The organism is Vibrio sabulosilitoris (assembly GCF_055391395.1).
The window spans coordinates 2,408,317-2,430,972 of sequence record NZ_AP029599.1 but is presented as its reverse complement, the minus strand read 5'-3'; the positions used below and the strand labels follow the sequence as shown (position 1 = coordinate 2,430,972).

22 protein-coding genes and 1 pseudogene are annotated in these 22,656 nt (G+C 46.3%); 13 read left to right on the top strand and 10 right to left on the bottom strand.

The features are described from left to right. Window positions 1-101 precede the first annotated feature (101 nt). The 3 genes from ACZ5R2_RS11460 to ACZ5R2_RS11450 form a co-directional block, all read right to left on the bottom strand. Window positions 102-827, bottom strand: a complete 726-nt coding sequence (locus ACZ5R2_RS11460) for an amino acid ABC transporter ATP-binding protein (RefSeq protein ID WP_464902360.1) — start codon at window positions 825-827, stop codon at window positions 102-104. Between the two features lie 19 nt (window positions 828-846). Next, a complete protein-coding gene (locus ACZ5R2_RS11455) occupies window positions 847-1,794 on the bottom strand; it encodes an amino acid ABC transporter permease (protein WP_464899507.1) in 948 nt (315 codons plus the stop codon). A gap of 158 nt (window positions 1,795-1,952) precedes the next feature. Beyond that, complete coding sequence (locus tag ACZ5R2_RS11450; RefSeq protein WP_464899506.1) at window positions 1,953-2,759, bottom strand: transporter substrate-binding domain-containing protein; 807 nt, start codon at window positions 2,757-2,759, stop codon at window positions 1,953-1,955. Between the two features lie 411 nt (window positions 2,760-3,170). Here ACZ5R2_RS11450 and ACZ5R2_RS11445 point away from each other — a divergent pair, with 411 nt between their 5' ends. The 3 genes from ACZ5R2_RS11445 to ACZ5R2_RS11435 all read left to right on the top strand — a co-directional run bounded on the left by ACZ5R2_RS11445 (window position 3,171) and on the right by ACZ5R2_RS11435 (window position 5,018). Next, window positions 3,171-3,746, top strand: a complete 576-nt coding sequence (locus ACZ5R2_RS11445) for a hypothetical protein (RefSeq protein WP_464899505.1) — start codon at window positions 3,171-3,173, stop codon at window positions 3,744-3,746. 331 nt (window positions 3,747-4,077) lie between these two features. After that, a complete protein-coding gene (locus ACZ5R2_RS11440) occupies window positions 4,078-4,542 on the top strand; it encodes an N-acetyltransferase family protein (protein WP_464899504.1) in 465 nt (154 codons plus the stop codon). 236 nt (window positions 4,543-4,778) lie between these two features. Continuing rightward, entirely contained in the window at window positions 4,779-5,018 is a 240-nt protein-coding gene (locus ACZ5R2_RS11435) for a hypothetical protein (protein WP_464899503.1), read from the top strand. A 167-nt stretch (window positions 5,019-5,185) separates the two neighbouring features. Here the strand turns inward: ACZ5R2_RS11435 and ACZ5R2_RS11430 are convergent, their stop codons facing one another. Together ACZ5R2_RS11430 and ACZ5R2_RS11425 are read right to left on the bottom strand one after the other, a co-directional pair. After that, window positions 5,186-5,962, bottom strand: coding sequence for a RelA/SpoT domain-containing protein (locus tag ACZ5R2_RS11430; protein WP_464899502.1), 777 nt, complete (start codon window positions 5,960-5,962; stop codon window positions 5,186-5,188). Window positions 5,963-6,321: 359 nt separating this feature from the next. Then, complete coding sequence (locus ACZ5R2_RS11425) at window positions 6,322-6,870, bottom strand: DUF1415 domain-containing protein (RefSeq protein WP_464899501.1); 549 nt, start codon at window positions 6,868-6,870, stop codon at window positions 6,322-6,324. Between the two features lie 290 nt (window positions 6,871-7,160). Between ACZ5R2_RS11425 and ACZ5R2_RS11420 the strand changes: the two genes are divergently transcribed. Next, window positions 7,161-9,203, top strand: a complete 2,043-nt coding sequence (locus tag ACZ5R2_RS11420; protein ID WP_464899500.1) for a hybrid sensor histidine kinase/response regulator — start codon at window positions 7,161-7,163, stop codon at window positions 9,201-9,203. A 37-nt stretch (window positions 9,204-9,240) separates the two neighbouring features. On the opposite strand, the gene ACZ5R2_RS11415 is transcribed toward ACZ5R2_RS11420, so the two are convergent. Beyond that, entirely contained in the window at window positions 9,241-9,471 is a 231-nt protein-coding gene (locus tag ACZ5R2_RS11415; protein WP_464899499.1) for a glutaredoxin family protein, read from the bottom strand. A gap of 218 nt (window positions 9,472-9,689) precedes the next feature. On the opposite strand from ACZ5R2_RS11415, the gene ACZ5R2_RS11410 reads away from it, so the two are divergent. Then, entirely contained in the window at window positions 9,690-10,193 is a 504-nt protein-coding gene (locus ACZ5R2_RS11410; RefSeq protein ID WP_464899498.1) for a M48 metallopeptidase family protein, read from the top strand. 8 nt (window positions 10,194-10,201) lie between these two features. Continuing rightward, the gene (gene rlmF, locus ACZ5R2_RS11405; RefSeq protein ID WP_464899497.1) at window positions 10,202-11,179 is read left to right on the top strand and encodes a 23S rRNA (adenine(1618)-N(6))-methyltransferase RlmF; all 978 of its coding nucleotides are present in this window, start codon (window positions 10,202-10,204) and stop codon (window positions 11,177-11,179) included. A 110-nt stretch (window positions 11,180-11,289) separates the two neighbouring features. Here rlmF and ACZ5R2_RS11400 read toward each other — a convergent pair whose 3' ends face one another. Together ACZ5R2_RS11400 and ACZ5R2_RS11395 are read right to left on the bottom strand one after the other, a co-directional pair. Further along, entirely contained in the window at window positions 11,290-11,754 is a 465-nt protein-coding gene (locus tag ACZ5R2_RS11400; protein ID WP_464899496.1) for an outer membrane lipoprotein, read from the bottom strand. Between the two features lie 360 nt (window positions 11,755-12,114). Beyond that, window positions 12,115-14,259, bottom strand: coding sequence for a bifunctional 2',3'-cyclic-nucleotide 2'-phosphodiesterase/3'-nucleotidase (locus ACZ5R2_RS11395; protein WP_464899495.1), 2,145 nt, complete (start codon window positions 14,257-14,259; stop codon window positions 12,115-12,117). A 432-nt stretch (window positions 14,260-14,691) separates the two neighbouring features. On the opposite strand from ACZ5R2_RS11395, the pseudogene ACZ5R2_RS11390 reads away from it, so the two are divergent. Further along, window positions 14,692-15,885, top strand: a pseudogene (locus tag ACZ5R2_RS11390) (MdtL family multidrug efflux MFS transporter). Further along, complete coding sequence (gene yidZ, locus ACZ5R2_RS11385; RefSeq protein ID WP_464899494.1) at window positions 15,860-16,828, top strand: HTH-type transcriptional regulator YidZ; 969 nt, start codon at window positions 15,860-15,862, stop codon at window positions 16,826-16,828. Before ACZ5R2_RS11390 ends, yidZ begins: the two are co-directional and overlap by 26 nt. A gap of 1 nt (window position 16,829) precedes the next feature. On the opposite strand, the gene ACZ5R2_RS11380 is transcribed toward yidZ, so the two are convergent. Together ACZ5R2_RS11380 and ACZ5R2_RS11375 are read right to left on the bottom strand one after the other, a co-directional pair. Continuing rightward, a complete protein-coding gene (locus ACZ5R2_RS11380) occupies window positions 16,830-17,828 on the bottom strand; it encodes a patatin-like phospholipase family protein (protein WP_464899493.1) in 999 nt (332 codons plus the stop codon). A gap of 368 nt (window positions 17,829-18,196) precedes the next feature. Further along, the gene (locus tag ACZ5R2_RS11375; protein WP_464899492.1) at window positions 18,197-18,562 is read right to left on the bottom strand and encodes a c-type cytochrome; all 366 of its coding nucleotides are present in this window, start codon (window positions 18,560-18,562) and stop codon (window positions 18,197-18,199) included. Window positions 18,563-18,833: 271 nt separating this feature from the next. Here ACZ5R2_RS11375 and ACZ5R2_RS11370 point away from each other — a divergent pair, with 271 nt between their 5' ends. The 5 genes from ACZ5R2_RS11370 (at window position 18,834) to prpC (ending at window position 22,650) form a co-directional block, all read left to right on the top strand. Then, window positions 18,834-19,142: a hypothetical protein gene (locus tag ACZ5R2_RS11370; RefSeq protein ID WP_464899491.1), complete on the top strand. Its 309-nt coding sequence runs from the start codon at window positions 18,834-18,836 to the stop codon at window positions 19,140-19,142. A gap of 124 nt (window positions 19,143-19,266) precedes the next feature. Continuing rightward, window positions 19,267-19,506 carry a hypothetical protein gene (locus ACZ5R2_RS11365; RefSeq protein WP_464899490.1) on the top strand — a complete coding sequence of 80 codons (240 nt, stop codon included), beginning with the start codon at window positions 19,267-19,269 and terminating at the stop codon, window positions 19,504-19,506. Between the two features lie 316 nt (window positions 19,507-19,822). Beyond that, on the top strand, window positions 19,823-20,524 hold the full coding sequence (locus tag ACZ5R2_RS11360) for a GntR family transcriptional regulator (RefSeq protein WP_464899489.1): 702 nt from the start codon (window positions 19,823-19,825) through the stop codon (window positions 20,522-20,524). Next, window positions 20,521-21,417, top strand: a complete 897-nt coding sequence (gene prpB, locus ACZ5R2_RS11355) for a methylisocitrate lyase (RefSeq protein ID WP_464899488.1) — start codon at window positions 20,521-20,523, stop codon at window positions 21,415-21,417. Before ACZ5R2_RS11360 ends, prpB begins: the two co-directional genes overlap by 4 nt. A gap of 105 nt (window positions 21,418-21,522) precedes the next feature. Next, window positions 21,523-22,650, top strand: a complete 1,128-nt coding sequence (gene prpC, locus ACZ5R2_RS11350) for a bifunctional 2-methylcitrate synthase/citrate synthase (RefSeq protein WP_464899487.1) — start codon at window positions 21,523-21,525, stop codon at window positions 22,648-22,650. The last annotated feature ends 6 nt before the right edge of the window (window positions 22,651-22,656 follow it).

The following is a 22,656-nucleotide window of genomic DNA, read 5'->3' as shown; positions in this document are numbered from 1 at the left end:
ATGCTAAGGCAATCACTAAAGCTCAAGAGGAGACGTTGGGAGAGTGGCGAAGGTCAGATATTTAGTGAATCTGACCTTCTACAAACGCGAAGATAGGGTAATCAAAGCACTTTGGAGAGGAACTTTTGCAGGCGCTCATTGCTTGGGCGTTCGAAAAAGGCCTCAGGAGTATCAGAAACAAGCAGTTCCCCATCTTCCATAAATAGAACGCGGTCAGCGACTTCTTTGGCAAACCCCATCTCGTGGGTGACGACAACCATGGTCATGCCATCGGCGGCCAAGCTTTTCATGACATCGAGAACTTCGCCTACCATCTCTGGGTCGAGGGCCGATGTAGGTTCGTCAAACAGCATGATATTGGGCTTCATCGCCAGTGCACGTGCAATAGCAACCCGTTGCTGCTGTCCTCCAGAGAGGTGGTTAGGGTAGCTTTCCATCCGATCAGCTAGGCCAACTTTTTGCAGCAGTTCTTTGGCATCCTGCTCCACTTCTGCCCTATCGCGCTTAGAAACTTTAAGCGGTGCTAGCATCACATTACCGAGCGCAGTTTTGTGTGGAAATAGGTTGAAGCTCTGAAATACCATACCAACCTCTTCTCGCAGCGAGTTGATGTTGGTGTGTTTATCGTACATGTTCGTACCATCAACCACGATAGAGCCACTACTGATGGTTTCAAGCTGGTTTAACGCACGTAGGAAGGTAGACTTCCCTGAGCCAGAGGGACCCACGACAACGACCACTTCGCCGCGCTTGATGGTGGCACTCACGTTTTTAAGAGCGTGGCAGCCATTGGGATAGATCTTATTGATGTTGTCGGCGATGATCATCTCTTCGCCTTGATAATTTTTAGTCACTGGCAGATAACCTCTTTTCCAACGTTTGAATCGCCCAAGAAAGGGAACTTGTAAGGATTAAGTACAAGGCGGCAACAGTGAACCACACTTCGAATGGGGCAAAACTACCGCTAACCACTTCACGTCCAGCTTTGGTCAAGTCGGTGATGGAGATAACCGATACCAGTGAAGAGTCTTTAATTAGGTTGATAAACTGACCAGCCAGTGGTGGCAGCGTACGTTTGAATGCCTGTGGCAAGATGACATACACCATCGCTTGTACATAATTCATACCGAGTGAGCGCGCCGCTTCCATCTGCCCTTTCGGGATCGCCTGAATACCGGCGCGAATAATTTCGGCGACATACGCAGCGGTAAAGACAGAGAGTGCAATAACGCCAGAGGTAAAGCGGTCGAGATCAAGCACTGTACCGATGAAGAAATAGACGATAAAAATCTGAACTAAGAGTGGTGTACCGCGAATTAATTCAACGTAAGTGATGGCGAGTTTTTTCAGCGCAATATTGGATGATATGCGCATCAGGCCAATAAACAGACCAATTACAATGGCAAACAGTAGCGACCACAGTGAGATCTTAATGGTGACAATCAAGCCTTCAGTAAGCGGGCCAATGCGCCATTCCGTGGCTTCAGCGAGCCTGTCACCTTCAAAGATCAGATCGCCTTCATAGACACTCAGGTTTTCAAATTCGCCAAGATTGACCAACTCTTCGCCCGAAAGGGATTCGAGAACAAGCTCACCTTCGGCGTTGCGGCCGATATTGCCATCTTCAGGTGCGGTGACCGCGGAGGCTGAGTTATCTACGATGTAGGGAATGACACGTTCCCAGTTCCAGTTATAGTCGATGCGTTTCCCTGATAGGTAGATCATGCCACATAGGCAGGCGATCACGAGCAGGAAAACACCATTCCACAGAATGGGTCTCTCACGTTTTTGCATGGATTCTCTCATGTACAGCTAGGAGATGGAAAATAGCCCAAAAGCTCAGCATTTGGGCTATCAATCGAGAGTGAGCAAAATCCCACTCAGCAGGCTTGGCCTATTAAAAATGGTTAAATAGGCAAGCGTTTAGATAAGTAAGGTTAGATAAGCAGTGCTTATTGAACCTGGCTTAACCAAGCATCGCTCTTGAACCACTTGTCGTAGATGCGATCGTAAGTGCCATCGCCTTTGATTTGACGTAGGTAGCCGTTGAGGAAGTTAATGAAATCAGGATCGCCTTGACGAACTGCCCAACCAAGAGGCTCGAAAGTGAATGGGTCGTCTAGGTGAACCAGCTGCCCCTTGTTTTCTGCACTGTAGATGGCGTTGTATGGAAGGTCGTAGATAAAGGCATCAGCTTTGCCGTTGACCACTTCCAGTACCGCTTCAGACTGTGTTTCGTAAAGGTTTAGCTTGGCTTTAGGTAGGTAACGCTTGATTGCGCCTTCGCCTGTCGTACCAAGCTTAGTAACAACAGTAAACTTCTCATCGTTTAGGTCGCGGTAGCTATTGATCTTGCCTTCATGCTTAGGGCTAACTAGGATTGATTGGCCGATAATGACGTATGGGTCAGCGAAGTTAACTTGCATATTACGCTGTGGTGTGATGGTCATGCCACCCATGATCATGTGACATTTACCTGTCAATAGCGTTGGAATGATACCATCCCAAGCGGTGTTCACTGGGGTATATTTCACGCCCATAGCGCGCGCCATTTGTCTGCCTAGGTCGATATCGAAACCGATGTATTGACCGTTTTTCGCTGTCATCTCGAATGGCATGTAACCCGCGTCAAAACAGACACGCAGCTCGCCATCTTTAGCAATTTCTTGCAGCAGAGTCGGAGATGATGCTGACGCACTACCAATGGCTGCGGTTGAGGCAAGTATGATCGCCGCGACATTGCGGAAGATGCTTTTCATAAATGAATCCTTTCACTGTTGTAATTTTATTTGAGCTAGCTATTGAAAAATCCCCAAAATAGACTAGCGATGTGTGACATCGCTTACGTTTATAGCAAAAATTGTTACGCGTGTGCAATAGGTTAGCTATAGAAAGTTAGGCTATTTGATAGTTTGGTAGTGGATTATTTGTCAAATTAATGATCTTAGGGTGCTAAGCGTCTGCTCACCTTGTTTTCGAAATGACCAATTTCAAATCACGGACTGATTTAACATTTAACACTCAGCTTACACTAAATGATTGGCAAAAAGTCACATTTTGAAAGGAATAAGCTGCATATTAGTCTGAACGCTCGTGACATTTAGCACCAGTTTCGATAACATTTTTTTCGTGATACAAAAAGCCTTAATGGATTAGAGGCGGAGTAAGCGATGTTTATATCATGTAAAATTCAGGGAAAAGTAGCTTCTATTGAACCTTTCAGTTCAAGTCCTCAGGCGTTTGCTGGGCTGGCAAACACGCCTTACTATCATCTATCGCAACTTGTTATTGAGCAGGGTGAAAAAAAATGCATCTTCTTAGATGTTATTGTAACCGAGAATCAATTGCGTCTTATAGAGGTAGGTGTCAACCTTGAGTTGATGTTTATAACCATCGATGATTTGACTATGGTTGTGGGCGTTCGCAATGCCAAACAAGAGCAAACGCTGCTGTGCTTCAATGACTATGATAAGCGAGCCTCTCGACGTTTAGGAATCTGGTCAACGTTCGCCTATATCAGTGTAGTAATTGCGGCTGGGCTGTTCTATGTCCTTCTACCTAATCTGTCTCATTTCTATTTGTTGATGTTTGTATTAGTGACTGTTGTCATAGGTTTCCAGTTAATGATTGCGAGTAGTAAAGCAAGAAAAGTTCATCAATCAGTGAACAAGTTGCTCCTTGATGAAGGTTACTTTTCCCAGCAGCACAATCACTTGAAGCAGGACTTGGTCACAGTCGACAGATAAATTTTATTACTCCTTTTTTAGCGAATATAAGTCCTGCTTATGGGCTTTTGTTTGCATCCCCGTGCTTTATCTTTTACCCAGTTGCCCAACGCTACTTTAGCTTACTCGTAGTGCATTGGCGGTATTTGAATCAATTAACTGAATTACAACACTGTGACAGTAGTGGTGACATTGTCACATGTTGTCTATTCAAATCTAGATGTGTATCCGATGGCAACTAGATATTGGAAAGGTGACTTCTAGTCATGATGCCGTTAACATTCATAGCATCAAAAGACGCTTCCCACAGAGACTAACTGATTGCTTTAGCATACAAAAAATAGAGACAAAAATGATTAAAATAAGACCATTTGAAGAGCATGACGCTAGCGTGTTATGGGACCTGTTTTATCACACAATACGCTTTGTCAATCGCCGTGATTATAGTCAAGAGCAGGTTGAAGCTTGGGCGCCCGATAATCTAGACCCACAAATATGGCGGAATAAAATGAGCAGTCTGTCGCCCTATATCGCTGAAATCGACAATGTGATTGTTGGTTACGCAGACCTACAGCCTGATGGGCTTGTAGACCATTTTTTCTGCCATTGTCGTTATCAAGGGCAAGGGGTAGGGCGCGCGCTTATGGAGCATGTGTTGGAGGTAGGTCGAACACGCGGTATCAAGAGCTTTTATTCTGAAGTGAGTCTAACTGCTCGCCCATTTTATCAGCACATGGGGTTTGAGGTTGAAACTCAACAGCTGATTCATGTTAGAGGGCACTCTCTGACAAACTTTGTGATGCGCAAATCAGATTGACCATTGCCCTTTTCAACAACAAAACCAAAATAGTTGTTGCTTTTGTCATTAAATAATACAAAAATATATGTGCAACTGGGCAGACCCGGTGGCAACGTCACGTTAAAATATCCAGTCCTATCATAGGCAATCATCGGTTTTAACGTTGATTGGTCTTGTTAGACAACCAAAGTGCATACACTTTTAAAAAGCAATCGTTTGCTAGGTGAAATCTAAGAAACAGAAAGGGTGAATTGGTGGAAAAATTTTTTACAGCATTAGAGCAGTTGGGCATGGCATGCACCGCCGATCAAGATAAGGGCGTAGCCCTACTTTGGGATGGTGTTGTGGGTAAAGATGGCTCAGAGACAAACGTCTGGATCCGTTGGTGTGAAGAGTTTCAACTACCGATTTACTGTAGCTTTGGTTTTCAAAGTTACTGCCATGCACTGTTCATTCGCAAGAACTTTGATCAGGCTTACCCGATTAGTGCTTAAGGTTAATGGCTTGTCCCCCAAGCAAAAAAACAGAAAAAGCTCATCAATTTTGGTGAGCTTTTTTTAGGGGTGAAGAGTGGGTTTCGCTTCGCTCCAAGGTGCGAGGGCGTGCGCGTTGTTACGTTAAGCGTATTGACGACGACATCGCCCCATTGCTGTCGCGGTTTTCAAGCGGCCTCTATGTTGGTTGTGACATAGGGTTGCCATGCGTTCTGATATAGATCCTTTGATAGGTTGCGGTAGCGTTTGATCTGTTCGGCCTCGATATCATTGAATGCACGGTGTTCACTTGCGGCCAAACGCTCAATCTTTTGTACGTTCTCATAAATGTCATGCTCTGGGCCATTTTTCACATCGGCAATGGCTTTTAGGTGCAGCTGTACTTCTGCGATGATATTGGTTTTTGGGAGTTGCACCAAAATGTTAAGGTCACGATAGCCTGAGGCTGTCGGTTTCTTAAAGCGGTTTTTGACCTTCACTACGGTTGCTTCACGCTCTAGCACTTCATAGACGTCCATAAGACTGGCAATGTCATTCGCAACGATAGTGGCGCGTGCCAGGTCAGTGATACGTTCGACTTTACCGCCTAGTTCGTGTTCGATTTTTTCTTGAGCACGGTGTTGTGATTTAACGCCTGCAAAGTAGGCTTCTGAGTTGGTTAATAGCGCTGTGCTTTGGCACAGGGTTTCAAGTTCGGCTTGTGCTTGGTGCGCCTTGGTGTAAAGCACAGCAAAATCGGCGTAAGGTTGCAGCGCAGTAACGTCGTGGTTAGGGATACCATACAAACCACTTAAGCTGTGTTTGAACTTTTTAGAACATACCTCGCCTTGGCTGTTGTTGGCTTTCGAGGTGTCATTACTTGGAGCAGTAGGCAACGCGGCAAACGCCGGGGTGCGGGTTAGCACTAATAGTGTCAGTGCAGCAGCACGTAAGAATAAGCTCATTCGCTCTCCTATTTTGTGATGACTCAAAAAACGGTGCCAATAAAAGGGTCGAGTTCAACAAAATAGCCGCTTAACTGCGAGCGCTAATTAGTAAATGGGGGAGCCGCGCTAAAAACCAATCCCTCGATGGTAGTTTTGTTTCGACGTGTGCACTGGGTCACACCACCATAATGCCGAGAACTTTAGGTACACTCAATAGAGTCTCTTACCGGTAAATAGTTCCCTACCAACTCACTGCCATGGGAGCAGTCTAGCAACTTTATGGTCGGTGTCGATAGGGCAGATCGTGTTTTGACCGAAAGATGACTCAGGGTCTGCTTTGCAAGTCATGTGTCAGCTCTGAGTCCTAGGTTAGGTGTTCACAACTTGAAAAGGTAGGGAAATAATTCCTGTTTTTGCGCGTAGGAGAGAGAGCGAACCTGAGCAATATTGTTAACCGGGATGTTCTCGGGTTTGGGTGTGCTGGCAAGTACTCGCTCGATACTGGCTTCACGCAGCAAATGAAAGATGGGATAGGGCGCACAATTGGTCAGATTTTGTGGATCATCTGCTGTGGTACCAGCAAAACGATAGTTTGGATGGAAGGTGGCAACTTGAAAAACACCTTGCCAACCTTGTTGCTCTATCATCTGGTCAAGCCAATCGATGAAGTTATTGTAGTGGGCAAAGTCGTGTAGCATGTTTGATACAACAACCAAGGTGGTGTCCAATTGTGTAGGGTCACTCTGCTCAAGCTTGAAAAACTCCATCAAGATATCTTCAAGGAGCTGTTCAGGTTCTGAGGCATCACTGATTTTCAGCCCAATCTGACGGTATTTACGTGGTTTTATCGCGAAGGGGCAAAGGTTCAACCCAATCACAACATTGTCCACCCAAGCCCAAATTTGCTCTTCCACCTCTGTATCCATCAAACCCTCATACGATAACCGGATTGAATATGTTTCAATAAGTATATGCTCTCATGGCCGACGTGCACTATACAGTTAAATAGGTGGTTGTTATGGGGCTAATAGCAAGATTAATGAAGTGTGACGGATACTCTCGCTGTGTTAATTATCAGTGTAAAGAAAAGCAATTTAGGGAAAACGCACATCAAATTTTCAGTACGTCGTTCTAGCAAATTGATAAATGACCTATTTGTTGATATAAAGCGCGCCTAAAGGACGCTAACAAAGTCCAACCTCGCACAGTAGTCAACATGAATCATATCCGCAAAGTTTATCAATACGCCGAACCAAACCTTGATGCGATAGGTTTGATGGGCGTCCTTGGTTACCCCCTTTACTACGTCATTTGGGAGTTCTTATTCTCCCAAGCTTATGAGAACTTAGCTCTGCGCCTCGCGTGTTCACTTGCCTTCTTACCCGTTTTACTGCGTAATCATCTGCCTCAAGAGGTGCAAAAGTATGGGCCTCATTTTTATCAGTTGGCGATTACGCTTGGGCTGCCGTTTTTCTTCTTCTTCATGATGCTGATGAATGATTGGTCGCAAGTATGGGTACTGTCCTTTCTGTCGGCCAGCTTCTTGCACATCCTTCTGGTACACATCACCCGAGTGGTGTTAGTCCAAGCAATAGTCGCAGTGAGTCTTGCCATCTTCATTGCCTGGATCGCACAAGGATTTAGACTGGAATGTGATATCAACTGGGCACATATACCTGTGTTTCTTTTTGTTTATTTGTTCGGCAACTGGTGTTATTCGCGTAACCAGTTCGAGCACGAGTCGCGGATTTCATTGGCCAAAACCTTTGGCGCAGGGATCGCGCACGAGATGCGTAATCCACTGAGTTGTCTATCTGCCTCTATCGAGCTGGCTCAGGCAACCCTGCCTCGGGTGCAATCGGGCGTAGACCAATTTGTCCTAACCAAAGAGCAACTCAATACACTGCACAACTTAACTGAAGAGGCGCACAATACCATCCTCTCGGGAAATGAGACCATCGATCTGCTTTTGACCTCGATCGATGAGAATCGAGTCAGTCGCTCGAGTTTTCAAGTCTATTCGGCCAAGCAGGTAAGTGAAAACGCGATTCATAGCTTTGGCTATAGTAGCGTTGCAAATAGGCAAGTGATTGAGTTAATCGTTGCGGATGATTTTTACTTCCTTGGTAGCAACACACTGCTTAAATACGTGATGTTTAACCTGTTAAAAAATGCCTTCTACCATCGTAGTGATAATCATTTTAAGATTGAGGTGACACTCTATTGCGATGATCAAGGTCAACATGTTGCGGTGAGTGATAATGGCAGAGGTATTGCGTCTGGAGTCCTGGAGAACATTTATCAGGATTTTTATACCACGGGGAAATCGAGTAGTTATGGTTTGGGGTTGCCATTTTGTCAGCGCGTGATGCGCTCATTTGGCGGAGGGATCAAGTGTCAATCGATAGAGGGTAAGGGAAGCGAGTTTACGCTCACGTTTCCTTCGCTATCTTCACCCGAGACAGCAAAACTTATGGCAAAGCTGACTCAGCTCAAACGGGTATTAACTATTACAGATTGTAAAGATACCTTCGATAAGGCGGCACGGCTCGCGCGCGAAATGGGTTATCAGGGTGACATCATTGATATGCGCGCTGCGCTGAAAAGACAACCGCATGAGTTTGAGTATGACCTGATTCTACTTGATACTCGGGGTTTTATTGGTGATGGACACCTGCAAGAAGAACTTCAGTGGAGGTTTGATTTTACGCAAGCTCAGCTGGTGTGCTTAACCGACGACCTTGCCCTTGGTCAGAGTAAGGCATTGCTTTCTGGCGCGACTCACTTGCTTGCTAAGCATTGGTTTAAAGACGGAGTACAGGTGCTGAAAAGGCTGTTATTTGAGCCTGGTTATCAGCCGATAAGAGAGCTTCAATCAGTGGCGATCGAGCCAAGGCAGCGCACGATTATGGTGGTGGATGATAACGCATCGCTGCGCACTTTGACGTCGATGCTGTTGAAGAAACAGGGCTTTGATGTGGTTGAGAGTGACAACGGTCAGCATGCGATAGATATACTTGCTGAAAAGCCTGTTGATCTCGTGCTGATGGATATTGAAATGCCAGTCATGGATGGCATTGAGGCTGCCTATACCATCCGCCACTCAGGAGCGGCGTTTGCCAATATACCTATTATTGCTCACACCGGAGACAGCTCCTCATCAACACGCAGACGAATAGACTATTCAGGGATGTCTGACGTTATCGTTAAACCGGCCAATTCTGACAAACTGGTGAGTATGTTGGCCCACTGGCTTTGAGATTTTACAAACATTAAATGATGATTATGAGAGGCGATTAGCCTCCCTTATACATCCGCTCAAAGTTCTGTGGATTCCAACCGATCATAATGCGGTCACCAATTTTGAGAACGGGCAGAGAGCGAGCGCCAAGGGCGTCGAGCTCCTTTCTTCCACGTTGCATTTTAGCGTTGGTCAGTCGGTATTTGTAACCTTTAGAGTCAAGGTAGCGCTGAGCATCTTTACAATGAGGACACTTATCTTTGACGTACAAGACGAGTCTTTTCATTCAACTTCTCCGATGATGTCGTGGGGCTCAAGGCGGGGCCAGATGAGTTTCAAGTCAAATCCACTCGAGCAGGCCTTACTCTTTGCAACCCAATTCAGCTTTTATCAGGGCGCTTAAACGAGCCTAAGATTTTTGCCGACGCAGTGTAATCGGAATCAAAGCTGAAAACTAGCCATGAATAGGTTAAACTCGCGCGAAAGTACTGAACACATATCACTATGACTTCGCCAATTCGTTACATTCAGGGGTATCCCCAGCATATCGTTGCTCAAATACAGCAGTTGATTGATGATAATACGCTGATCACAAGCTTTGAGCTCCGCTATCCAAAAGCTCACTCTATCCAGAGTGAAAAAGCGCTTTTTCAGTATGTAAACGAGATCAAACAGCGTTACATGAAAAAAGCTGCACCACTGAGTAAAACGGTGTATGACCCCAAGATCCACTTGGTCAACAATGCCTTAGGTTTACATACCTATGTGGCAAAGGTTCATGGTAATCGAGTCGTCTCTAAGAACGAGATTCGTATCGCCAGTTTATTCAAACAGGCACCCGAGCCTCTCCTGCGTATGCTGGTGGTACATGAGCTGGCTCATTTTAAAGAGAAGCAACACAACAAAGCGTTTTACCAACTGTGCTGCCACATGGTGCCGGACTATCATCAGTTAGAGTTTGATGCACGATTGTTTTTGATCTGTGAAGAATTAAAGAGGGCACAGTGAGCCAACCAATGAAATTTATCAAGATCACTCCCAAGCCGGGCTTACACGTCAACAACCAGCATCAGGGTAACTATGATCTGGTGAAGCTTTGCCAAGTCGTCCCTGCGCTTAAAGCGCATATGATCAAGACCCCGAGGGGGACACAGTCGATTGACTTTTCTTCGGATAAGGCGGTTAAGTTATTGAATAAAGCTCTATTAGCCCATCACTATAGGGTAACCGAGTGGGATATCCCGGAGGGGTACTTGTGCCCACCTCTTCCTGGTCGAGCGGACTATGTTCATCGCTTGGCAGAGTTACTGGCTAAAGATGGGTTTGATAAGAGTAGTCAAGTAACGGCACTCGATATTGGCACAGGGGCCAATATGGTTTATCCGATCGTCGGCACGGTTGAGTATGGCTGGCAATTTGTCGCTTCAGATATCGACCCCAAGTCGATAGAGTGCGCAAACGGGATCGTCGCGAGCAATGATTCATTGCACGATAAGATTAAACTGCGCTTGCAGAAAGAATCCAAGCATATCTTCAAACATATTATTGCCGAGGGCGAGCTCTACCACGTAACCATGTGTAATCCACCGTTTCATAAATCGTTGGCTGAGGCAAGTAAGGGAACCGAGCGAAAAATCGCTAATCTCAATGCCAACAAGGCCAAGCGTCAAGGCGCAAGCGCTCCGTCCAAGGCAAAGCCCAGTTCGGCATTGAATTTTGGCGGGCAAAAAGCGGAGCTGTGGTGCCCTGGAGGTGAAGCAGCATTTTTGAAAACCATGGCTATCGAGAGCCGCTTTTATGCTGAGCAAGTGCTGTGGTTTTCCAGCCTGATTTCCAAGAAAGATAACGTTCGTTGGCTGCGTAAATGCGCTGAAAAAGCCGGAGCAGTAGAGGCTCGTGTGGTCGAGATGTCGCAGGGGCAGAAAAAGAGTCGTTTTATGGCTTGGACATTTATGAATGAAGAGCAGCGTAAAACGTGGAAGGCGCACAGATAAGCGGACCTAGGGTTGAGTTTGACTGGGGTCTTATGGGCACAATGGGTTCACCTGTAAATTATCTAACCCGTACTTTGCCGCTTTCTGTGTTTAATTACCTTGCTTAACTTTTACTCAGGAACGACTCTTGCAGTCCTTCCATCAATATTTACCCGAACCCTTTGGCCCACTGAGAATATCATGTTCGGGTTGGCTTCTTGGACTATCGCAATCACCTCACCCGTATCATCCATTTTGATGGTGAGGTTTACACCATTTTTACGACTGATAGCTTGTGATGCCTTATTACCGGCGGCAGCACCGACAACACCGCCCCCCACAGCAGCAATATCTGAGCCTTTCCCGCCTCCAATGCTTGAGCCTAAGATACCTCCAATTGCGGCACCGGCAACGGTGCCAATGACATTGCTATCGCCATCAATTGTGACGGGTTCAGTTTGTTGAATAACACCCGTTCTCACCTGCTGAATGGTTCTTGTTGAAGACGTATTGTACGCATCACCATATGGGTTGCCAGTACAGCTCGCAAGAGCTAAGGCCGCGAAGAAAACAAGCAAGAAATGTAGTAGTTTCATATTACCCCCGGAATTTCTGCTCTGAAAATTCAACCACAGGTTAATTGTAGTATCAAACCTCTACTCTTGATTTATTCTATGAAGCCAAGCCACCTGAAGGGTGTCAAAATACAGGCTCATCTCCGCATCGAGTGACTTTGAAAGGGATGACCATTTCTACCGCCAGTCACTTTGATTTGAGCCTGTACCTTGACTGTAAACCCTGCCTCTTAAGGTAACTTGGGAATGTAATTATCCTCAAATATTTCTGTCCCAAATTGCGTCAAATACAGGTAAACAATACTAGAACTTCTTGTCTATTATAGATACAACAAAGCCAGCTCTAGGAGCTGGCTCAATTTTAGTTTTGTGACTTGTATTTTAGTCAGCTAACTTACATTCAAAGCTAGCGTATTGATATTCAGCGAAATCGACTTCAAAAATCTTAAAGCCATCATCATCAGTTTCACCAGTGTCGCTCAAACCATCGATTTGGTTGGCACACTCAGTTGACTGACTATCGCTCGAAGACTTAAAGCGTGCCTTATAGTCACCGTCTGCTTGCAGGCGGAAGTTTTCAGCGTTCTTGAACTCGATGAAGTCACCACTGTCATTTTGCTCAAGCATGTACTCAAAGTATTGCTGAACTAGTTCACGGTTGGTGTATGCTGCGTCAGCACGAACGATCTCTGAGTCACGAACTCCTGGTAGAGGGTTCTGTTCACGTTGACCTTCTGAAGCACGGTAGTCGTTAGTCATTGCATAAACGACCGCATCGTCTTTTAGCTCTTCTCCATCAAAAAGAATCTCAACCAGACGATGGTTTTCTTCAGTCGGCTCATAAGAGTCTTCAGCATAGCGAGGTGCTTTGGTCACATCGACCACATAGGTCAAACGGCTCTCACCAGACTCTGTAAATCCACCAAAGAAAATATCAAAAGCATAGCCAACATAGCTGGTCAGTAGTTCTTGATTGTTATCACCTTGTGTCAGCTGATTGTATTGCTGAGAAGCATCCCATTCAATCCACTCTTTAACAGCTGCACCAGTCATTTTAATTGCGGCAGGAGTATTGTTGTCAAACACATATAGGTCAGCAACCGCACCATTGGTTAGCTTACCAGTATAGATATTGGTGTAGTCATTGTTCCCGTTGCGACCATTTTTGAAAGGTGCAGAAAGCGATAGGAAGATAGCGTCTTCTTCAATACCTTCGAACTCATCCTCAGTTTCTACCCACTCCATCAAAGTATGAAGCTGAGCTTGGTTCACGATCTGTACAGATAGGTCCGGCACTACTTGAGTGAAGAAGCTGTTAATGTATTGATCAGTTGAGGCAATCTCGGTATTCATGTATTCCATCGTGCCACGGTGCTCTTCTGCAACCAAGGCCTCGATAATTGGGTCTGATTCGTATTGAATCAAGTCACGAAGCTCTACTTCTTTATTAACGATCTGCCACGACTTACCACCATCTTGAGAGGTTAAGCCTAGGTCAATAACACCAATAGCTTCACCCCACGCACCAGGCATGACTGCAGGAACTCCATGAATCAGACCAGCTTCAGCATCGATACCTTCAAAGTCATCATAGTGGCCTTCAAAGTTAGGGAATCGTTTGTGATCATGACCGAACATAATCGCATCAATACCTTCAACTAGTGCAAGTTGATAAGTAGCATTTTCAGCGTGTAGAGAGCTTTCTTTATCTAAGCCAGAGTGCGGTACAGCAATGATGATGTCAGCACCTTCTGCCTTCATTTGAGGAACAAAGTGCTCGGCAGTTTCAATTATGTCTGACACGACAACTGAGCACTCAAGGTGTTTTGCATCCCATGCCATGATATCAGGTGGTGTAAAACCAATGACGCCAACGTTAAGAGGGTAGTATTTACCATCATCAGCTAGGAAATCACGCTCTAAGATCACATATGGGTCATATAGCGTGTCAATGTAATCGAAAATAGGCTCATCGTTTTCGTCGCGAGCAAGGTAGATTTGGCAACTGTCATCAGTTAGTTGAGCAAGGTGTGGATCCTTAGCCATTTTCCATACATTAGAGCCGACGTAAGGGAAGTCAGCACCTTTGATGGCGTCGTCAAGAAACTTAAGACCATAGTTAAATTCATGGTTACCAACGTTACCAGCATCAAAGTTAAGGTAGTTCATTGCCTTAAAGACAGGGTGACGAGCTTCTTCAAGATAGGATTCATCAAGACTAGCGATGTAATCACCCATAGGGCTACCCTGGATAAGGTCACCGTTATCAATTAGAAGGTGGTTATCGACTTCTGAGCGAGCCTGCTCGATCACTACAGATGTACGTGCTAGGCCCCACTGCGGTAGTTTTTGACCCGTACCTTCAAGATAGTTGTATGGCATAACGTTGGCATGGATATCGGTAGTTTCCAACAAGCGTAGATCCATTGATATCTGTTTAGCACTATCATCACTGCTGCTGTTACAACCAGCAAGTGCCACTGTAACACTTGCTGCAAGCAGTGCTTTTTTTGAGCAAATTTTCATCTGACTTCTCATTTAGTTATGTAATTGCAAACGCTGCAATGCTAAAAATGATATATGACATCCAAATTTCAGTAAAAAGTCGGAAAAAATATAGGTTTGCAACAAGTCGACATGAGAATGTTGTGTATCGGTAATAACGCTGGTTGTAATCCTTTTCATTTGCACAATTGATTCACATGTATAAGTAAAGTGTAACGTTTGCTGTGATCGTTATCACATATGAGTTTGAGAATTAAATTTAGGATATTCAATAAAATGTGATCAATGTCACACTGGGTGGGCGGTTAATTTTTACAAGTCTCTTTCACTTACGGAGTGAGCTGTTGATATTTTGTACGAATGTCGCGAGGGGAAAGGTGACTTGTCACTAAACTCACTAGGTAATGGACTGTCTCGAAACCTAATATGTCTCCGTCAATAGTGGAGATAGTTATGTATCGATTTATTCTATGTTGTTTTTCGTTGGTGTTGTTGTATCCAACAGCGATTGACCTATATCTGGTCGGTTTACCTTAAATTGCAGTAGATCTTGGGGTGAATGAGGGCCAATTACATATGGCCTTTTCTGGTTACCTTGCAGGAATGGCAGCAACCATGGTGGTGGCAGGTAAGCTGTCGGACTCGATAGGTCGTAGACCCGTTGCCATCATCGGTGCGATTGTATTCACCATCGCATCGCTGCTTGGAGGGTACGCTGAGAACAGCGCGATGTTTATCGGGGCTCGCTTTATGCAGGGTATCGGTGCAGGCGCTTGCTATGTGGTGGCGTTTGCAGCATTACGTGACCGACTTGATGACACTATGCGTGCCAAGGTGCTTTCGATGGTTAATGGTGTCACCTGTATCGTCCCTGTGTTGGCGCCGGTAGTCGGTCATCTGATCATGCTAAGATTTCCGTGGCAAAGCCTATTTACTGTGATGGCAGCAATGGGTGGGTTGGTTGCCGTATTGATGTTATTAGTGATGCAAGAATCCGTTGTCAGAAGCGTCAGTTCAGGGAGTAGCACCAGTGAAGAAGCGCACGGTGAAAATGAGTCACTATTGCAGCGAAACTTTATTGCTCCTTTGCTGATCACCTCACTGGGTGTCGCCGTCATCCTGACTTATGTCAATGTGTCGCCAATGTTGATCATGGGTGTCCTTGGCTTTGAGCGAGGAGGGTACTCGAGTGTTATGGCAATGACGGCACTGTTCAGCATGATGGTGTCGTTTACCGCGCCGCTACTGCTCAATCGGGTTGGTACTATTAAACTCATGATTAGCGCCCAATGTGTGTTTATTTTCGCGGCGGCGGTGCTGTTTATTACTCACTATTTTGCGCTCAATGAGTTGGGATATTTATTGGGTTTTGCCTTAGTGTGTTGCGGTTTTTCATTGGGCTTTGGTGTTGCGATGAGTCGAGCGCTGAGTCCATTTAAAGTGCGAGCGGGTGTGGCAAGTTCGATGCTTGGACTGGCGCAGGTTTGCTGTGGTGCTGTGTACATTTGGTTAATGGGGCGGTTGGGTATGAGCGCTTTATCTATGCTCGTTACGATTCTTGCTGTTACCGGGCTATTAAGTCTAGGGTTAATCAAATGGTCGACTAAAGAAAGGGTACTTGATGAAGAAGTCGCTGTTACGCCTTGATCTTAATTTACTTTTAACGCTGCAGCTGCTTTGCCAAGAGCGCAGCGTGTCGAAAGTCGCCAAGCAACTTAACCTGACGCCCTCGAGTGTCAGTAAGTCTCTTGCTAAGTTGCGTGATTGGTTTGATGACCCCCTATTTATTCGCACGCCAACTGGCTTGGTAGCGACCCCTTTGGTTGAAGCACTCAGTGAGGATCTGCAGCAATGGCTATTGCTTGGTAGTCGAATAGCAGAGAGTAATAGCGATGAGTCGGGGCAGGAGATCGAGTTTCATCTTGCAATAGAATCCCCCTTGGTATTGACCATACTCAATCAACTTAACATCCAGATTCGTCAGCGCTACCCGAGTGCTCGAGTGATTACCACCCAGTGGGACTACGATTCTATTGATGCGATCATCAAAGGGGAGGTCGATGTGGGCTTTTCTGGTCGTGAGAGTCATCCTCGTTCGCGAGAGTCCCTGCAGCAACTGCCGTATTATATCGACTATCAGGTGCTGTTCTCAGATATGCCGAGGGTGTTTATGCGCCGGGATCATCCGGCACTGCAATCGAAGCAGTGGGATATCGAAGCGTTTTTGCGCTACGCACACATCAATGTACGTTGGGAAAAAAGCGACACTTGGGCTTTGGATGAAATTTTACGGGACCTTGGTCGCCAACGAAATATCGCCCTGACTGTGTCTAATTTTGAGCAAGCGTTGTTTATGGCCGCCGAGCCAGGGCACGAGATGTTGACCACTGCGCCGGGATATTGCAGTCGCTACCTTGAGCGGCTGAGTCTCGATCTGGTGAGTATGCCAATCCCACTGCCCAAAGGGGAAGCAGAAAAACTCATGGTTCCCTTTACACTGATGTGGCACAAACGCAATGCCTACAATCCGAAAATCCAGTGGTTAAGAGAGAGGTTTGAGGTGTTGCTTGTATCCAGTGATGAAAGATGATTTATTCGTCTCTCTCGCCCAATAGTTCGAGCAACTCAGGCAGAGCAGCTTGCATTGCCTGATAGCCGACTTGCATCGCTTGCTCGCGCTCATAAAGATCACCAAAATGTTTCAGGCTAGGGTGATAGGGTTTGGGTGTTAGGACCACATCGGCACTGTGGGTTTCTGTTTCGGTGACAAGACAGCTTTGGAGCCAGAAGGCATTGGCAAGGGTATGCACGGCCGAGTATTTGAGTGGAGGCGGGGCACCACAAAAGACGTCGATACCTAAGACGATATCAGCGCCAAGCTGACGGGCTGCGTAGACGGGTACCAGTGAGGTCACCCCACCGTCAACGATGATGTCATCTTGGTAATAGACCGGCATGAACACGCCAGGGACGCTGGAAGAAGCCTGGACAGCTTGACCGATATCACCAGAGGTAAACACTACGGTTTTTTTCTGAGTAAGATTGGTTGCCACTATACCAGTGGTTTTTGGCAGCGCCTCAATGGTGTCGAAGTCGACATGTGAATTGATCCAATTCGCCAGCGCCTTGCCTCTTATCACGCCCTTAGTTGGCAGACTGAAATCTACGATCTCATGCTCGGCAAATTCGAGGATGATCTGCTCGACCTTTTGATAGTCATGGCTGCTATACAACGCCGCAGCAATTGAGCCAACTGACGTGCCAGTGACGATGTCAGCTTCAATGCCTGCCTCCTCAAGCGCTTTAATTACCCCCAAGTGCATCACGCCCCTCGACGCTCCACCACCAAAAGCGATGGCCAGTTTAGGCTTGCCGGAGGGCTTGACACTGTAAAGAGCTGGTTCTGTTAATTGCTCGTTAGAGATAGCAGCCTGACTATGCGTTTGACTGTGAGTAAGTGGATCAGTAGTGCTTGGAGTGATGACCTCAACGGGTTGCAAATTATCGTAGTGATTAGCCGTCGAGCATCCTGCTAGCAGACACACCAACGCGAGCTGAGTGGACTTACGGTGAGAAGAGGGATTAGCCATAGATAACACCATTTGTAGCAAAGAATCACAAAAGTCTAAGGTCAAGCTTGTAGAGTAATAATGATACAGAGTTGAACAAGTGTGGAGATTATTCGGCAATAAAAAAAGCCAGATGCGAGGCATCTGGCTGAAAAGTATGTGAACAAAATAGGTTCACTAACAACGTCAGTTGGCTAGGTGACCCTCGGCTTAATAAGGGTCACTGATATATAAGCAAACAGTGTGCCAATAATTGATTTACCAATAAATGGGACTTTGAGCCAAGTTTTACTGCATGCTATTGCATTTTGGCCACGCTTGATGGTGTTTATTTGCAAAATGCAACTGCGTTATGCAAATGTGGTGCGGGATAGCATCAAAGCTTAAGGCTAGTAGCTTTTGTTCACTTGTCGAATATAGGCAAAAATATCTTTAACATCTTGTTCGCTGAGTTGACCTCTAAAGGCAGGCATTCCTTTGGCGGTATTGCCATCGAGCACCAAGCGGGGAATAACGATTGAGTCGTAGGCAAGCAAGCGATTGATCTCTTTCTCTAGATCACGAGGTATGTTGGCTAGATCGCTGGCCTGCTCACCATCACCTAACCCTTTGACACCATGACAGCTTTGACAATTTGCCACATACTTCTGCTGTCCGGTCAGAGCATCGCCCCCATGGGCGTCATACGCTCGATAAACAATTGCAGCGATAAACAAACCAACGCCTAAAAAGGCAACTCTATTACGTAATCTCATGCTTAGTTATTTCCCTATCGTCCGTGAAATCTGTTCGTGAACTTGCTGGAATCGATGTTGGTTGAATGTGCGATTTTTTAGTAACTCATCACGCAACAGTATAGTCGATGTAACTAACTTGCTTGTGAAAGATGATTAAGAACAACAACCTGAGGTGAAGGCCGAGATTTACTACTAATCCTAGGCGATATTCGAGGTTGAACATTTCGTTTCCTGGTGGAATAAGATAGGATCGACGTTACTCATAGAAACAAACGGAATTATGCAATTAATGCAACTGGAACAAGTATTAGAAATAATTGAGTTCACTGATAGTGATCTGCTGGAAACGGCAATGCAGCGCTGTAACCAATATGGTGTGGTAACCAGTGATCATTTCCCCTTTCTAGACTGTGTTTTTGAACAAGCACCCAATGAGCTGTGTGCTCGGCTGATGCGACTTGGCTTTAAGGGAGATCTTGAGGTTCGAGTGCAAGTCGGTGAGCGCAAAGATACTCAGTACGTGGTTGTTGATACTGAACGAGTGGCAGATTTGTCGCTTGTAGCAGCCAAAATTACTCCTCCGGCTTGGATAAATTGAAGCATTATTGGTTCTAACCTGACCAATTCCGCACCTTGAGGTTGCTCTGGTAGCTATTATTGTTAAATAAAGCGCAATTACTATAGATACTGATTCGCTTTTAGGTCATGGTAGAGAGGATGTCATGATGCATAATGAGAAAGAGAAAGTTCGTGAGCTTCTGCTCGCGACCAAATTCGGAGTATCTGCTGCCGAGATGCCGATGATAATCGGTGTTGACCAGCAATTAAGCCTAAAGATCATCGAGCAACTGCGCAGTGAGGGTGAAGATATTCACTCACTAGCCGATCCCTCGACCCCAAAAGAGTTAGTTCTCTATTCTATTGGTGAAATCATTACTGATATCCAACACCTTGATAAGTAGAGCTTTCAATAATCCACAGTCGGTTATATACGGGTGTACCTAACACCCGTACCGATAATACCGGTCGTATGCGTGCTCACGTGTCACCGTGCGCTTTCATGTCGTTTTATTCCTTTGTTATTCATCTCTAAGCCTGTATTTCCGATGCTTGGCGAGTACAAAAGTGCAACCTGAACTCAAGCTACAAGCCATTGCCAGTTTGTCGTGTGACATTATACCTTGGTCTAAATTGTCGACAATTAGCTTGATGATATCCAATTTGGTGGTCTATTTTTAACTCAATTGTTAAAACTGTAGACACTTTGGATGTAATCGCGTGCGTACCACCCATGACTTTGAACAACCGACTTTGATTAACAAGGACAACACCAAATCTGGGTCACTGACCGAGTGTTTGGTAGAGGCGATCGTTAATGGGGAAATTCCTTCCGGAAGCAAAATTTCCGAGCCTGAGCTGGCGAGGCTCTATCAAGTCAGTCGCGGTCCACTGCGTGAGGCCATCATGCGCCTGGAGGGGCTTGGGTTAGTTGAACGCATTCCACATATTGGTGCCCGTGTGATCAGTCTGTCGATTGCTAACCTCCTTGAGTTGTATTGTGTGCGTGAGGCTCTTGAGGGGATGGCGGCGCGTTTAGCTGCAAGACATATTACCGACGAGCAAATCGACGCACTTGAGCAACTATTGTCGACACATTCAAATTATATCGAGCGAGTGGATGGCACGGCCTATTTTCATCAAACCGGTGATTTTGATTTTCACTACCGAATTATCCAAGCGAGCGGAAACAGCAAACTCATCAGCACCTTGTGCGATGAGTTGTATCACTTGCTGCGTATGTACCGCTATCAAGCACCACGCGTTGAGCGCCGGCCAAAAAAGGCCTTGAGTGAGCACAGGATTATTCTCGAGGCGATCAAGAATCACGATGAAGAGTTGGCAGAGATGCTAATGAGAAGGCATATCTCTGGCAGTAGACACTTGATAGAGCAACAAATGCGAAAAGGAATTGAGACATGACAAAATCACCCGGAGCCAAGTTCCGTCTTGCCGTTGAGCAAAGCAAACCACTGCAAATTGTAGGCACCATTAATCCCTACTGCGCGATGATGGCAAAGAATGTTGGCCACCAAGCTATCTATTTGTCTGGCGGCGGTATTGCCAATGCTTCCTACGGGCTACCTGATTTAGGTATCACCAGCCTGAATGATGTCCTGGTGGATGTCGAACGTGTGACCAACGCCTGCGATCTGCCCTTGCTAGTTGACATTGATACAGGGTTTGGTGGTGCCTTCAATATCGCTCGCACTATACGCTCGATGGAAAAAGCGGGTGCCGCTGCCGTGCATATCGAAGATCAAGTGGCGCAAAAGCGTTGTGGACACCGGCCTAATAAAGCGATTGTATCGCAGCCAGAGATGATCGATAGAGTTAAAGCAGCCGTTGATGCGCGTCAGGATGAACAGTTTGTGATTATGGCGCGTACCGATGCATTGGCGGTCGAGGGTATGGACCGGGCCATCGAGCGCGCGGTGGCGTGCGTTGAGGCCGGTGCCGATATGATTTTTCCTGAGGCAATGACTGAGCTTGATCAGTATAAAACCTTCTCAGAGCGTTTATCACAGGCGACAGGCAGATCAGTGTCGATACTGGCGAACATCACCGAGTTTGGTCAAACCCCCCTCTACAGCTGCAATCAACTCGCACAAGCAAATGTGGACATGGTGTTGTATCCACTGAGCGCCTTTAGGGCGATGAATCGCGCAGCAGAGCAGGTTTATCAGCATCTATTATCCGCTGGTAACCAAGAGGCATTGATTGAGTCGATGCAGACTCGCAGCGAGCTCTATCAGCACCTTGATTATCATGCTTATGAGGACAAGTTAGACAAACTATTTGCTGAAAAGCAGTAGCTCAGCATCCGTTAGATAACCCACTTCAGTTTAATCCAATAACGTGAACAGCCCGAATACAAGCATGCCACTAGAGTAACGGTTCGGGTACAAAAGGAGTTGACTATGCCACACTCTCAAATCGGTGGTGCGGGTCTGCGCGGCCAAAGCGCAGGCAGCACGGCACTATGTACAGTCGGTCAAACCGGCACCGGCCTGACCTATCGTGGTTATGATATCACTGACCTTGCTAACCACGCAGAGTTTGAAGAAGTCGCACACTTGCTGCTGCGCGGCCGCTTACCCAATCGCGCTGAGTTAGATGCTTACAAGACGCATTTGATCAGTTTACGCGGTCTTCCTCAAGAGCTTAAACAGGCGTTAGAGCTTATCCCAGCCGATGCGCATCCAATGGATGTGATGCGCACTGGGTGCTCTGTTCTCGGTAATCTCGAACAAGAGCAGAGCTTTGATGACCAGCTGCTAGCGACCGAGCGAATGCTGGCTCTGTTTCCAGCAATCATTTGCTATTGGTACCGTTTTAGCCATGATGGCGTGCGTATTGATACCAAAGGTAGTGGTCAAGATAGTATTGGCGGTGACTTTCTATCCATGTTGACAGATAAAGAGCCCTCAGCGCTTCATTGCCAAGTGATGCACTGTTCATTGATTTTATACGCAGAGCATGAGTTCAACGCCTCGACCTTTGCCGCTCGTGTGTGCGCGTCGACGCTATCGGATATCCACTCTTGTGTGACTGCAGCGATTGGTACTCTGCGCGGGCCGCTACACGGCGGTGCCAACGAGGCAGCGATGGCGATGATTGAGCACTGGCAAACGCCCGATGAGGCCGAGGCCAAAATCATGCAGATGCTGGCTAACAAAGATAAGATCATGGGCTTTGGTCATGCCGTTTATCGCGAGAGTGATCCACGCAATGCATTGATCAAACATTGGTCGAAGCAACTCTCTGCAGATGTGGGGGATACCCACTTGTACGCGGTCTCTGAGCGAGTGGAAGCGGTAATGAAGCGAGAAAAAGACTTGTTCTGCAACGCTGACTTCTTTCATGCATCGGCGTACCACTTTATGGATATCCCGACCAAATTGTTCACGCCAATCTTTGTTATGAGTCGATTAACCGGCTGGGCAGCGCATGTCTTCGAGCAGCGTGAGAATAATCGAATTATTCGCCCGAGCGCCGACTATACAGGGCCTGAGCATCAAACTTGGGTTGCAATTGACGATCGCTGATCGAGG

Coding starts and splice junctions, on each gene's coding strand:
- ACZ5R2_RS11460 (WP_464902360.1), bottom strand. CDS start 827: ATGATCATCGCCGACAACATCAATAAGATCTATCCCAATGGCTGCCAC.
- ACZ5R2_RS11455 (WP_464899507.1), bottom strand. CDS start 1,794: ATGCAAAAACGTGAGAGACCCATTCTGTGGAATGGTGTTTTCCTGCTC.
- ACZ5R2_RS11450 (WP_464899506.1), bottom strand. CDS start 2,759: ATGAAAAGCATCTTCCGCAATGTCGCGGCGATCATACTTGCCTCAACC.
- ACZ5R2_RS11445 (WP_464899505.1), top strand. CDS start 3,171: ATGTTTATATCATGTAAAATTCAGGGAAAAGTAGCTTCTATTGAACCT.
- ACZ5R2_RS11440 (WP_464899504.1), top strand. CDS start 4,078: ATGATTAAAATAAGACCATTTGAAGAGCATGACGCTAGCGTGTTATGG.
- ACZ5R2_RS11430 (WP_464899502.1), bottom strand. CDS start 5,962: ATGAGCTTATTCTTACGTGCTGCTGCACTGACACTATTAGTGCTAACC.
- ACZ5R2_RS11425 (WP_464899501.1), bottom strand. CDS start 6,870: ATGGATACAGAGGTGGAAGAGCAAATTTGGGCTTGGGTGGACAATGTT.
- ACZ5R2_RS11420 (WP_464899500.1), top strand. CDS start 7,161: ATGAATCATATCCGCAAAGTTTATCAATACGCCGAACCAAACCTTGAT.
- ACZ5R2_RS11415 (WP_464899499.1), bottom strand. CDS start 9,471: ATGAAAAGACTCGTCTTGTACGTCAAAGATAAGTGTCCTCATTGTAAA.
- ACZ5R2_RS11410 (WP_464899498.1), top strand. CDS start 9,690: ATGACTTCGCCAATTCGTTACATTCAGGGGTATCCCCAGCATATCGTT.
- rlmF (WP_464899497.1), top strand. CDS start 10,202: ATGAAATTTATCAAGATCACTCCCAAGCCGGGCTTACACGTCAACAAC.
- ACZ5R2_RS11400 (WP_464899496.1), bottom strand. CDS start 11,754: ATGAAACTACTACATTTCTTGCTTGTTTTCTTCGCGGCCTTAGCTCTT.
- ACZ5R2_RS11395 (WP_464899495.1), bottom strand. CDS start 14,259: ATGAAAATTTGCTCAAAAAAAGCACTGCTTGCAGCAAGTGTTACAGTG.
- yidZ (WP_464899494.1), top strand. CDS start 15,860: ATGAAGAAGTCGCTGTTACGCCTTGATCTTAATTTACTTTTAACGCTG.
- ACZ5R2_RS11380 (WP_464899493.1), bottom strand. CDS start 17,828: ATGGCTAATCCCTCTTCTCACCGTAAGTCCACTCAGCTCGCGTTGGTG.
- ACZ5R2_RS11375 (WP_464899492.1), bottom strand. CDS start 18,562: ATGAGATTACGTAATAGAGTTGCCTTTTTAGGCGTTGGTTTGTTTATC.
- ACZ5R2_RS11370 (WP_464899491.1), top strand. CDS start 18,834: ATGCAACTGGAACAAGTATTAGAAATAATTGAGTTCACTGATAGTGAT.
- ACZ5R2_RS11365 (WP_464899490.1), top strand. CDS start 19,267: ATGATGCATAATGAGAAAGAGAAAGTTCGTGAGCTTCTGCTCGCGACC.
- prpB (WP_464899488.1), top strand. CDS start 20,521: ATGACAAAATCACCCGGAGCCAAGTTCCGTCTTGCCGTTGAGCAAAGC.
- prpC (WP_464899487.1), top strand. CDS start 21,523: ATGCCACACTCTCAAATCGGTGGTGCGGGTCTGCGCGGCCAAAGCGCA.